We start from the raw sequence: 13143 nt of genomic DNA on the forward strand, positions 1-13143 counted from the left end.
GTCGGTCGGTCGGTCGGGCGACGGGATGCCGCGGCGGGACTCGCCGCGGCATCCGTTCGTCAACTGACCTTGCGGCGGTACGCCGCGAGGGCGCCGACGTAGCCGATGGCGATGATGCCGACGAGCCACGCGAGGGCGACCCAGATGTCGCTGCCGACCGGCTCGCCGGCGAACAGTGCGCGCGTCGTGTCGACGATCGACGTGACCGGCTGGTTCTCGGCGAACCACGCCACCGGGGCCGGCATCGACTCGGTCGGCACGAACGCCGAGCTGATGAACGGCAGGAAGATCAGCGGGTAGGCGAAGGCGCTCGCGCCGTCGACCGTCTTCGCCGAGAGTCCCGCGATCACCGCGAGCCAGGTGAGCGCGAGCGTGAACAGCACGAGGATGCCCACGACCGCGAGCCATGCCCCGAACGAGGCGCCGGTGCGGAAGCCCATGATGAGCGCGACGCCCGTGACGATCGCGACCGACACGAGGTTCGAGACGAGCGAGGTGAGCACGTGGCCCCACAGCACGCTCGAGCGCGCGATCGGCATCGACTGGAAGCGGTCGAAGATGCCGCCCTGCAGGTCGAGGAAGAGCCGGTACGAGGTGTACGCGACGCCCGACGCGATCGTGATGAGCAGGATGCCGGGCAGCATGTAGTCGATGTACGACTCGTTCGACCCGGTGTTGATCGCCCCGCCGAGCACGTACACGAACAGCAGCATGAGGGCGATCGGCGTGACCGCGGTCGTGATGATCGTGTCGGGACTGCGGAGGATGTGGCGCAGCGAGCGGCCGGTGAGTACGGCGGTGTCGCTGATGGCGTGGCTGGTCATCGTGCGGCCTCCTTCTTCTTCTTCTTGTCGGCGCGGGTGCCCGCGGTCGCGGGCTCGCCGGTCTCTTCGCCCTCGGTCTCGCCCGTCTCGCCGACGAGGGCGAGGAAGACGTCCTCGAGCGAGGGCTGCTTCTCGACGTACTCGACCTTGGCCGCGGGCAGCAGCCGCTTGAGCTCGTCGAGGGTGCCGTTCTGGATGATGGTGCCGCGGTGCAGGATCGCGATGCGGTCGGCGAGCTGCTCGGCCTCGTCGAGGTACTGCGTGGTCAGCAGCACCGTGGTGCCGCCGTCGGCGAGCTGCTTGACGGTCTGCCACACGTCGATGCGGGCCTGCGGGTCGAGCCCGGTGGTCGGCTCGTCGAGGAAGATGATCGACGGGTTGCCGATCAGGCTCATCGCGATGTCGAGCCGGCGGCGCATGCCGCCCGAGTAGGTGCCCGCCCTGCGGCCGCCGGCCTCGGTGAGCGAGAACCTGGCGAGCAGGTCGTCGGCGATCTTGCCGGGCTGCTTCATGTGGCGCAGCTTCGCGACGAGCACGAGGTTCTCCCGACCCGTGAGCACCTCGTCGACGGCGGCGAACTGGCCCGTGAGGCTGATCGCCTCGCGCACCTCGCCGGGATTCGCCGCGACATCCTGCCCGCCGACCGTCGCGGTGCCCGCGTCGGCCTTCAGGAGGGTGGAGAGGATGCGCACGAGGGTGGTCTTGCCGGCTCCGTTCGAGCCGAGCAGGGCGAAGATCGAGCCCCGGGCGACGTCGAAGTCGACGCCGCGCAACACGTGCAGGTCCTTGAACGACTTCTCGATGCCCTGCACCCGGATGGCGGGTTCGGTGATGGTGGTCATGACTGCTCCTTCCTGGCCTCGTCGATCGCCTTGTTCAGGCGAGCGCGTTCCTTGTCGATCCAGCGCTTGCCGCCGTAGGCCTGGGCGAACGACTCGGCGAACTCGACGGGGTCGTCGCCGACGATGTCGCCGACCGGGGTGCCGTCGATCGACGCGCGCTCCCAGAGGTCGGCGAGGTCGACGAGCATCTGCACCATCGTGTCGCCGTCGGTGATGTCGCCCGAGTACATGAGGTAGCGCTGAACGGCGCCCGCCGAGGCCGCGTACGGCTCGGGGAGGGCCTCCATGCGGGCCTTGGCCTGCTTGTACTGCTTCTTCTGCTCGAGCGAGCCGGTGATGGTCTCGATCCACTTCGCAGCCATGGTCACTTCTCCAATTCGTCGGTCGTGTGGAGCTGTTCGATGCGTTCTGCCAGGAAGCTCCACGTCCTCCAGAACTCTTCGAGTTCGCTGTGCCCGCGCTCGTTGAGCGAGAACACCTTGCGCGGCGGGCCCTTCTCGGAGGGCACCTTCTCGACGTCGACGAGCCCGCGCTGCTCGACCCGCACGAGGAGGGCGTAGATCGTGCCCTCGGCGATGTCGGTGAAGCCGCGCTCGCGCAGCCGTGCGGTGATGTCGTAGCCGTAGGCGGGCGCCGTGGCGAGGATCGCCAGGACGATGCCCTCGAGCGTGCCCTTGAGCATCTCGGTCATCTGCTTGCCCATCAGGCCACCCCCTTCTCTGTTCTCTCGGTGCTAGCTATTCAGTGTCGCTGGTAATCAGCGTTGCTGAGTACCACTAGAAAGTAACACTGAGTACCGGTACTTAGCAACACCGAATAGCAAGTTTCTCGAGATTCTTCTCGAGACACCGCCCGGATGCCTCGCCGAGCCGCCGTCTCGTCGCGAGGAATTCTCGTGCCGGCGTAAGGAAACATGTCGCGACGACTCCTCACTTATGACAGGTGTTCTGCGCGAGGGGGCTGCAGCATGGATGTTGGGGGCAAGGGGTCGGCGGTCACGACCCCCGACGAGGTCTCAGTGGTTCGTCGAGGGACCCGCTTGGCGGCGGTGTTCATCGCGGTACTGGCGATGGTGGCGAGCCTCTTCCTGCCGTTCGCCGGCGACGCCGCGCGCGCGGCCGCCGGCAGCCTGATCAGCGGCACCGTGTGGGCCGATGCGAATCGCGACGGCCTCCGGACGGCTGACGAGTCCGTCAAGGGCGGCGTCACCGTCCAGCTGCTGTCGGGGCCGACGGGTCCCATCGTCGGCACCACCACGAGCGCCGCGAACGGCGCCTACAGCTTCGCGAACGTCGCGGACGGCGCGGTCTACGTGCGCGTCATCGCTCCCGGTGCGCACCGCTTCCCCGACACCGCCTCAGGGCAGAACGTGTTCACGCGAGCCGAGGTGCCCACCACCGGCAATCCGGAGCGCGGCATCACCGGTCCGATCACGATCGCCGGCGCGACGCAGGCCCCGAACCGCGACGCTGGGCTGCAGCCGATCGCAACGCTCGAGGTCGACCGCCTGCAGATTCCGAACTCGTGCGAGGGGTACGCGACGACGGGTGCTCCGCCGTGGGATGCGACGGACGGGCCCGGACTGGACACGGGGCCCGGCAACTGCATCGTGCGCGTCGGCGACACGGTGCTGCAGAACTACTCGGTGTCGCTGACGGGCCTCCCCACCGGGGTCAGCGTGCCGAACGTCGTCATCGAGATGACGATCGACCCGGTCTCGAACCCCGACGACCCGAGCGATGTCGCGGACTCCCGGCTCCAGTTGGCCGGCCCCGGCACCAACGGGCTGCCTGCGGGATGCCTCGCGGCGGCGAACGGGGCGAACCCGCCGTCGTCGGCGACGACGAACGCCGACGGGTCGATCACGGTCGTGTGCAACCTCGGGCCGATGTCGTCGAACGTCGGCACGGTGCAGCTCGCGTACCGCTTCGCCGACGACACGCCGATCCCGGGCTTCGCGTCGGTCACGGCCAGCGCCTACGCGGGTCAGGACGACGCCGCTCCGTCGAACACCGTCTCGGGCCCGGTCATCGAGGTCACCGGCACCGCGGAGTGGGAGGCGAAGAAGTCGCTGCAGGCCGCGCCCGGCGCGACGACCCGCACCATCAACGGCGTGGTGACGCCCGGATTCCGGGTTCAGTACTGGATCGACCTCCTCAACCTCCGCGGTGCCGGTGGATCCGACCTGCAGTGGCCGATCACGTTCACCGACCGGATGACGAAGTTCCCGAACGCGGTCATGACCTTCTGCCTGCCCCGCCGCCTCGACAACATCGGACTCAGCAGCGGCTGGACGATCACCTGTCCGATCGACGAGGCGGCCGGCGCCGACGGCTGGACGATGACGGCCAGCAAGCCGTCGAACTCGCCGTACGACAGCACGCGCATCCTGGTGGAGGTCTTCGTGCCCACCGAGGACGCGTACCGCTCGGTGGACCCGACCTGGCAGCACGGCGACACGCCGCCCACCGGAACGGTGTCGTGGGAGAACCACGTCGAGGACACCGACGGCTGGCACATGACCGGCGGACAGCCGAACAACCCTCCGGGTGGCGTCGGCCCCGGCTTCGAGGCCGGTTGGGACGGTTCGACCGCGACGGGCGACAACGTGGTGCCTCGTCAGTTCAACATCACCGAGCCCCGGTGGGACCTGTCGAAGACCAACACCGGGAACGTCTCGTTCCAGGAACGGGACCTCGACAACAACCCCGCCACCCCTGCGGTGCCCGGATTCCAAGTCGTCTACCAGTTCAGCGTCAACGAGTCGAACGGCAACATCCTCAGCGCCAACATCGACCAGATCGCGTTCAAGGATGTGATGCCGGACTGGCCCGGTGCCGTGCTCACGGGCTGCGTGGGCCACTCCGGAAACTTCAACACGGGCACCCCGACGTGCGAGACCGGGGTGCAGCCCGCGGACGGCTGGGACATGAGCTTCACGCCGAACGCGAACGGCAACAACACCAAGACCAACACGTGGCAGGCGATCTTCTTCGTCCCGACGCCGACCGTGCCCGACCCGTGCCGGGCCAACGTGAACGACACGCTCTCGTTCCGCAACGAGGCGCGTGAGACCGATGGCTGGACGGCGGACGACTGGCCCATCAACGACACCGGGTTCGAGCCCGGCTGGGACGACACGACCGCGACCGGCAACAATGTCTCGACGCGCACCTTCAACGTGCGCAGCACGGTCAGCGACTGCGGCACGATGCAGGGCAACAAGCAGTACGAGGGCATCGCCGGCGGCCTCAACGACTGGAACCAGTTCTCGCTCGGCGACGTCGTCAACTCGCACGTCTGGACGACGGCGACGACCAGCCGCATCTCGGTCACCGACCCGGTGGTGTGCGACGTGTTCGACGTGTCGGTGTGGCGCGTCTCGGGCAACCCGCTCACACCGGTCACGGGAACTGACCCGAACCCGCACCTGCAGGCGAACCCGACCAACCCGAACTTCGATCGCAACGACTACGTCATCGAGTACGCGGTGGGCTCGAACACCGTCGATACGCAGACGGGCACGGGCAACGGGCTCGACAACACCGCGAACGTGACCGACGTGCGGGGGTGCCGCGATGACGACGGCCCGTGGACCACGGACCCCACGGCGACCTTCGGCGCCGACTGGCGCGACGAGGTCAACATGGTGCGGGCCCGCCCGGTGAACGCCGGCCACGTCGAGGTCGGCCCCTTCACCCTCGGGCTCTACGTTCCGCTGCAGTCGCGCTGGCAGTACAACGGCGGGCCCAACGCGGGCGAGGACATCCCGCAGGGCGTGCTGCTGAACAACTCCGGAAGCTGGCCCGAGACCAACCAGGACGGCGGCATCGTCTACGAGGACGTCTCGCGGCAGCTCGCGGCGAACCTCCCGATCACGGGCTACAAGTACTTCACGAACGAGGCCGGCAACGCGTGGGCCGACAACACGACGGTCGCCTCGGGGCAGCGGGTCCAGTCGTGGGCGGGCCTCGAGGTCGACTGGTCCGGCATCCGCAACACCGGCACGGCCCGCGGTGTCCAGGCGCCCGGTGCGCCGGACGCCATCGGGTTCCCGATCGACAACCCCATGGTCTGCGACACGTTCGACGTGTCGGTGTTCCAGCTCGACGCCCCCGCCACGTTCACGGCGCAGGGCCGCGCCACCGCATCCGAGTACGTCATCGAGTACGGCGTCGGCACCAATGCCGTCGACACCCAGGCGGGCGCGCAGGTCGGAGGGCTCTACCCGGTGGACCGCACGTCGCTCATTGGCGACAACACCGGATGCCGTGACGACGCCGGCCCGTGGCACACCGACCCCGCGCAGTTCGGCGCCGACTGGCGCGACCAGGTCAACATGGTGCGGATCCGTCCCGTCGAGCCCGACCACGTCGAGCACTCGGCGTTCCGGCTCGACCTGCGGATGTTCCTGCGGGCCCGCGGGTCCTACAACGGCGGCCCGAACGACGGGGAGCCGCTGCTGACGGGCATCCGCCTCTCGAACGTCGGCGGCTGGTCGACCGGCCCTCGCGGTGAGGACTGGGCGACGATGCAGCAGGAGGTCCGATACCAGGGACTGCGCCTCATCGTCGCGAAGTCCGCCGGGCAGGCGACGTACCTCCCGGGTCAGGACGCCATCTGGAACCTCAGCGTCGGCGTCAACGACGCCGCCGTGGGCGCCGTGGTGGAGGACCTCCGGCTCGTGGACACCGTCCCGGCCGGCCTCACCTACAACGAGGCCTGCACCGAGAGCAGGCTGCCCGCCGGGGTGACCGTCAGCTACAACGCGGCGACCCGCGAGGTGACGTTCCTGCTCGGGGACATCACGACGACCGCGGCCAACTACTGGATCCGCACCGGCGCGACCGCGCTGCAGCTGTGCGCGACGCTCGAGACGGTCGCGCAGCCCGGCGACACGTACGTCAACCAGGTGCAGGCGATGTCGGACACCGCTGAGAACGCGCCCACGGCGACCGCCACCACCATGGCGACCGGGTCGGGTCAGCTGGGCCTGGTCAAGGGTGTCGACAAGCCGTTCGTGGCGAGCGGCGAGGAGTACACGTGGTCGCTCGACTGGGGCAACTCGTCGACGGTGATCTCCTTCCTGCCGACGGACGTCATCGACGTGCTGCCGTGGAACGGCGACGGGGCCGACGGCGTCGGATCCGCACGCGACCAGTTCGCCTCCTCCTACCAGGGACTGGCGCAGCTGACGGGCCCGCTCGACCCGCCGACCTACGTCCGTAAGCTCACGGGCGATGTGCCGGGCACCTGGTACTACGCCACCGCGGACCCGTCGACGATCAACCACGACCCGCGCAACGCGGCGAACGCGAACCCGGCCACTGCCGGCGGCCTGTGGAAGACGGCTGCGGAGATCACCGACTTCGACGACGTGACGGCGGTGCGGTTCGTCTCGTCGACGGCGCTCGACACGGGAACTCGCGTGCGAGCGCTCATTCCGATGGTGTCGACGAGCAACGACCTCGACAACCTCTACGTGAACCGGGCGCAGATCTACTCCGCCACCTTCCCGAACCAGCCGCTGCTGTCGAACGAGCCGTACGTGCAGATGCCGGGCTTCTCGGTCGGCGACCTCGTCTGGTTCGATCGCGACGGCGACGGACGCTACACCGACGGCGTCGACGACCCGGTCGTGGACGTCGTGGTGGAGCTGCTCGACGAGAACGGTGACGTCGTCGCGACCGAGCGGACCGACGCCGACGGTCGCTGGTCGGTCTCCGCGATTCCCGCCGGAACGTACTCGGCGCGGATCCCGGCGACGGAGTTCCGTGCCGGCGGGCCGGTCGAGGGCTACGTTCCCGCGCTGACCCGCAACAGCGACTCGAACGACGAGAACGAGAACGTGTCGAACAACAACACCGACACCCGCGATCCGGCCGAGACCGGCCTGACGAGTGCGCCGATCACGCTCGCATACCGGTACTCGACCGGCGCAGACCCGCGTCTGATCGGCGCGAACGGACCGATCAACGACGACGTCGCGGATCTCGCGCCGCCGCTCCTGGCGCCGGAGTTCACGAACTTCACGATCGACCTCGCGCTCGCCGACGTGCCGGCGGTCGATATCGTCAAGCGGACGAACACGACGGACAACAACGAGCCGACCGGTCCGTTCGTCGCAGTCGGCGGCACGGTGAACTGGACGTACACGGTGACGAACACCGGCACGACCGACCTCGTCGACGTGACCGTCACCGATGACATGCTCGACGACGACGCGGCGCAGATCGACTGCGACGGCACCGGCAGCAACGTCGTCGCGGGGCCGCTGGCGCCGGGTGCGGTGTTCGAGTGCACGGCATCGGGCACGGCGACGGCCGGTCAGTACGAGAACCTCGGCAGCGTCATCGGCCGAGGGCCCGACACGGTCGACGAGAACGGCGAGCCGATTCCGGGGCCCGAGGTGGGCGATGAGGATCTCGACCACTACTTCGGCGCAGAGCCGGCGGTCGACATCGAGAAGCACACCAACGGTGTGGAGGCCGATGAGCCGACCGGTCCGTCGATCAACGCCGGTGATGAGGTGGTGTGGACGTATCTCGTGGAGAACACGGGCAACGTCGACCTGACCGACGTCACCGTGACCGACGACCAGGTCGACGCGGTGGACATCGACTGCGGCGACGGCACGAACGTCGTGGCCGGCCCCCTCGCTCCGGGGGAGACGTTCGAGTGCACGGCCACGGGCACAGCGACGGTCGGCCAGTACGAGAACCTCGGCACGGTCGCGGCGCTCGGGCCGGAGACGACGGGGCCGGATGGCGACCCGCTGCCGCCGGAGGAGGTCGGCGATGAGGATCTCGACCACTACTTCGGCGCAGAGCCGGCGGTCGACATCGAGAAGCACACGAACGGCCAGGAGGCCGACGAGCCGACCGGCCCGGCGATCACCGTTGGCGACGAGGTGGTGTGGACCTATCTCGTGGAGAACACGGGCAACGTCGACCTGACCGACGTCACCGTGACCGACGACCAGGTCGATGCGGGAGATATCGATTGCGGCGACGGCACGAACGTGGTCGCCGGTCCGCTGGCGCCGGGCGAGACGTTCGAGTGCACGGCGACCGGCACGGCGACGGCCGGCCAGTACGAGAACACCGGCACCGTCGCGGCGCTCGGCCCCGAGACGACGGGACCCGACGGAGACCCGCTGCCACCGAAGCAGGTCGGCGACGAGGACCTCGACCACTACTTCGGCGCAGAGCCGGCGGTCGACATCGAGAAGCACACGAACGGCCAGGAGGCCGACGAGCCGACCGGTCCGGCGATCACCGTGGGTGATCAGGTCGTGTGGACGTACCTCGTGGAGAACACGGGCAACGTCGACCTGACCGACGTCACCGTGACCGACGACATGCTCGACGATGATGCGGCGCAGATCGACTGCGACGGCACCGGCGGCAACGTCATCGCCGGTCCGCTCGCCCCGGGCGAGACGTTCGAGTGCACGGCGACCGGCACAGCGACGGCCGGCCAGTACGAGAACACCGGCACCGTCGCGGCGCTCGGGCCGGAGACGACGGGGCCGGATGGCGACCCGCTGCCGCCGGAGGAGGTCGGCGATGAGGATCTCGACCACTACTTCGGTGTGGACCCGGCGGTCGACATCGAGAAGCACACGAACGGCCAGGAGGCCGACGAGCCGACCGGCCCGCTGGTCGAGGTCGGCGGGCCGGTGGTGTGGACGTATCTCGTGGAGAACACGGGCAACGTCGACCTGACCGACGTGACGGTCACCGATGACCAGGTCGATGCGGGAGATATCGATTGCGGCGACGGCACGAACGTGGTCGCGGGGCCGCTGGCGCCGGGCGAGACGTTCGAGTGCACGGCGACCGGCACGGCGACGGCCGGCCAGTACGAGAACACCGGCACGGTCGCGGCGCTCGGCCCCGAGACGACGGGGCCCGACGGAGACCCGTTGCCGCCGGAGGAGGTCGGCGACGAGGATCTCGACCACTACTTCGGCGCAGAGCCGGCGGTCGACATCGAGAAGTCGACCAACACGGAGGACGCGGACGAACCGACCGGCCCACTCGTGGCCGTCGGCGGCCCGGTCCGCTGGGTGTACCTCGTGGAGAACACGGGCAACGTCGACCTGATCGGCATCACCGTGACCGACGACCAGGTGGCGGCGTCGGAGATCGACTGCGGCGACGGCACGAACGTGGTGGCCGGCCCGCTCGCTCCGGGCGAGACGTTCGAGTGCACGGCGACCGGCACGGCGACGGCGGGCCAGTACGAGAACCTCGGCACGGTCGCGGCGGTCGGGCCGGAGACGATCGGGCCCGACGGCGAGCCCCTGCCGCCGAAGGAGGTGACCGACGAGGACTGGTCGCACTACCTCGGCGCCGAGCCGGCGGTCGACATCGAGAAGTCGACGAACGGCGTCGACGCCGACGAGCCGACCGGCCCGTACGTCCCGATCGGCGACGCCGTGACGTGGACCTACGTCGTGACGAACACCGGCAACACTCCGCTGACGGACGTCGTCGTCACCGACGACCAGGTCGCCGCCGACCAGATCGACTGCGCCGGAACGGGGAGCAACGCGGTCCCCGGCCCGCTCGCCGCCGGGGAATCCGTCGAGTGCACGGCGACCGGGGTGGCGACGGCCGGCCAGTACGCCAACCTGGGGTCGGTGACGGCCACACCCCCGCCGACGACGGGCGTCGACGGCGAGGAGGTTCCGCCTGGACCGCCGGTCACGGATGAGGACTGGTCGCACTACTTCGGCGCAGTCGACGCACTCGACCTGACGAAGGAGGCGGTCGACCCCGATCAGGTGTCGGGCGAGGGCGACGTCATCACCTACGAGTTCACGCTCACCAACGAGGGCAACGTGACCGTGACCGACGCCGAGATCGTCGACCAGATGGAGGGGCTCTCGGAGCTGACCTACGACTGGCCGGGCGAGCCGGGCGTGCTCGAACCGGGTCAGTCGGTGACGGCGAGGGCGACCTATGCGGTGACCTCGGCCGACGTCGCGGCGCAGGAGGTGGCGAACACCGCGTTCGCCGTCGCGAGCCCGCCCGACGGTGACGACCCGGTGGTCGCACCCGCGGTCACCGAGTACGTCGACGTGCCGCCCGCTCCGCCCGCCGGCCTGGCGGCCACGGGCTTCGAAGCCGGTGCGCCCTGGGCGTTCGGGGGCGCACTCGTCATCGCCGGAGGCATCCTGTTCGTCATCACACGCCGCCGGAAGGACCGGAACGGGACACCCGCCCGCTGAGACGCCCCCGGACGACCGCGCCCCCAACCCCTTCAGCGGGGCGCGGTCGTCCGGGTGGTCCGCCCGTCGGCTCAGCGCAGCTGCGCGAACGCCTCGGCATTGGCGGTCGGGCCGACCACGAGGATGGTGTCGCCCTCGTGCAGCACGGTCGCGTTGTCGGCGTTGCGCCAGGCCTCGTCGCCGTGCTGGAACGCCGCGATCGTGATGCCGTGGCTCGCGCGGATGCCGGTGTCGCCGAGGCGCTTGCCGTGCAGCACCGACGGCGCGGCGGTCTTGACGAGGGCGTACCCCGGTGCGACCTCGATGTAGTCGAGCGCCGCGCCCCGCACGAGGTGGGCGACGCGGCGTCCCATGTCCTTCTCCGGGTAGATGACGTGCTGGATGCCGAGCTGCTCGAGGATGAGCCCGTGCCGATCGTCGACGGCCTTCGCCCAGATCACCGGGATCTTCATGCTCAGCAGCACGGAGCAGGTCAGGATCGACGCCGAGACATCCCCGCCGATCGCGACGACGACGCGGTCGAACTCGTCGATCGCGAGTTGCCGCAGCGCCTCCTCCTTCGTGGAGTCGGCGCGCACGACCTGCGTGAGCTCGCCGTTGTGGGCCTGGACGAGTTCTTCGTCGAGGTCGATGCCGAGCACCTCGGTGCCGCCCGCCATGAGCTCGATGGCGAGCGAGCTGCCGAACCGGCCGAGCCCGATGACGGCGACCGAGTCGGCCTCGGCGATGCGGCGAGCGGGGTCGCCGCCGAAGATGGGGAACCTAACCAATGGCCGGCCTTTCCTTGGGGAGTTCGTAGAGGAGGCGTCGATCGCGCAGCGCGATCGCGCTGCCGAGCGTGAGCGGGCCGATCCGGCCCAGGAACATGAGCAGGACGAGCACGACCTTCGCGGCATCCGGCAGGTCGGCCGTGATGCCGGTCGACAGGCCGACCGTGCCGAAGGCCGAGACCGCCTCGAACAGCACGCGGTCGAGGTCGAGGCCCGTCATCAGCAGCAGCACCGCGGTGCCGGTGACGACCGCGGCGACGGCGATGAGCACCACGGTGATCGCCTGCCGGTGCACGGCGCGGCTGAGCCGCTTGCCGAAGATGTTCACGGATGCCTCGCCCCGGAGCTCGGTCATCATGATGAAGAAGAGCACCGCGAACGTCGTGACCTTGATGCCGCCGGCGGTGCCCGCTGGGCCGGCGCCGATGAACATCAGCACGTCCATGCCGAGCCAGCTCGCGTCGTGCATCGCGCCGATGTCGATCGAGTTGAAGCCGGCCGTGCGGGTCTGCACCGATTGGAAGAAGCCGGCGAGCAGGCGTGCCGCCGGGTCGAGGCCGCCGAGCGTCTCGGGGTTGTCCCACTCGATGAGAGTGAGGTAGGCGGTGCCCGCCACGAGCAGCACGACCGTGCCCCAGAGCACGAGCTTCGTGTTCATCGTCCAGTGCAGCGGCCGGCGGAATTCCTTGCGCAACTGCATGATCACCGGGAAGCCGAGGCCGCCGAGGATGATCGCCGCCGAGATCGGCAGGCAGATCCAGGGGTCGGCGACGAAGCCCATCAGGTTGTCGCTGTACAGCGCGAAGCCCGCGTTGTTGAAGGAGGAGACCGCGAGGAAGCCGGCGTGCCAGGCGGCCTCGCCGAGGCCGTACCCGTAGCCGAAGAGGAAGCGCAGGCCGAGCAGCAGGAAGATCGCGAGCTCGATCGTGAACGTGATCTTCACGATGCCCCGCACGAGCCCCCGCACGTCGGCGAGGCCGGTCGCCTTCGCCTCGGCCGCGGTGTTGAGCCTGGAGCGCACCGAGATCTTCCGTGCGAGCACGAGGCCGATGAGCGAGGCGAAGATCATGATGCCGAGGCCGCCGAGCTGGATCAGCAGCATGATCACGACCTGCCCGAACGGCGACCAGTACGTCACGGTGTCGACGACGGTCAGCCCGGTGACGCACACGGCGGATGTCGCGGTGAAGAGCGCCTCGACGAACGAGGCGCCGCCCGGCCCGGCCTTCGAGATCGGCAGCATCAGCAGTGCGGTGCCGCCGAGCACGGCCATCGCGAAGCCGGCCACGACGGTCTGGGCCGGATGCAGGCGGAGGGAGCGAAGGCGCCCTCGACGCTTCAGGGCCGACGGTGCGGATGGTGCCACGGGCCAACTCTAGAGCGATCGGATGCCGTTGCGGGTGAGGTCGTGGGGCGTCGGCTCTGATCGCAGCGCTCGGCAGGGAAGCGTTGGGACGATTCGACGGCAC

At 69.4% G+C, this 13143-nt stretch carries 7 protein-coding genes; 1 reads left to right on the forward strand and 6 read right to left on the reverse strand.

Annotation, left to right across the window (positions count from 1 at the left end):
* Positions 1 to 59: 59 nt before the first annotated feature.
* Genes PX701_RS17700 through PX701_RS17715 form a run of 4 tightly spaced genes read right to left on the reverse strand, consistent with a single transcriptional unit; the run spans position 60 to position 2369 of the window.
* Entirely contained in the window at positions 60 to 824 is a 765-nt protein-coding gene (locus PX701_RS17700) for an ABC transporter permease (RefSeq protein ID WP_231429343.1), read from the reverse strand.
* Positions 821 to 1666, reverse strand: a complete 846-nt coding sequence (locus PX701_RS17705) for an ABC transporter ATP-binding protein (protein ID WP_275507031.1) — start codon at positions 1664 to 1666, stop codon at positions 821 to 823. The genes PX701_RS17700 and PX701_RS17705 overlap by 4 nt, the downstream gene beginning before the upstream one ends.
* Positions 1663 to 2028: a DUF1048 domain-containing protein gene (locus PX701_RS17710; RefSeq protein ID WP_275507032.1), complete on the reverse strand. Its 366-nt coding sequence runs from the start codon at positions 2026 to 2028 to the stop codon at positions 1663 to 1665. Before PX701_RS17710 ends, PX701_RS17705 begins: the two co-directional genes overlap by 4 nt.
* A gap of 2 nt (positions 2029 to 2030) precedes the next feature.
* On the reverse strand, positions 2031 to 2369 hold the full coding sequence (locus tag PX701_RS17715; RefSeq protein WP_231429345.1) for a PadR family transcriptional regulator: 339 nt from the start codon (positions 2367 to 2369) through the stop codon (positions 2031 to 2033).
* Positions 2370 to 2714: 345 nt separating this feature from the next.
* Between PX701_RS17715 and PX701_RS17720 the strand changes: the two genes are divergently transcribed.
* Positions 2715 to 10904 carry a DUF7507 domain-containing protein gene (locus PX701_RS17720; RefSeq protein WP_275507035.1) on the forward strand — a complete coding sequence of 2730 codons (8190 nt, stop codon included), beginning with the start codon at positions 2715 to 2717 and terminating at the stop codon, positions 10902 to 10904.
* A gap of 71 nt (positions 10905 to 10975) precedes the next feature.
* Here PX701_RS17720 and PX701_RS17725 read toward each other — a convergent pair whose 3' ends face one another.
* On the reverse strand, positions 10976 to 11674 hold the full coding sequence (locus PX701_RS17725; RefSeq protein WP_231429346.1) for a potassium channel family protein: 699 nt from the start codon (positions 11672 to 11674) through the stop codon (positions 10976 to 10978).
* Entirely contained in the window at positions 11667 to 12947 is a 1281-nt protein-coding gene (locus PX701_RS17730; RefSeq protein WP_275507036.1) for a TrkH family potassium uptake protein, read from the reverse strand. The genes PX701_RS17725 and PX701_RS17730 overlap by 8 nt, the downstream gene beginning before the upstream one ends.
* Positions 12948 to 13143: the final 196 nt, after the last annotated feature.

It is taken from the genome of Agromyces chromiiresistens (assembly GCF_029167465.1).
Lineage (GTDB): Bacteria > Actinomycetota > Actinomycetes > Actinomycetales > Microbacteriaceae > Agromyces > Agromyces chromiiresistens.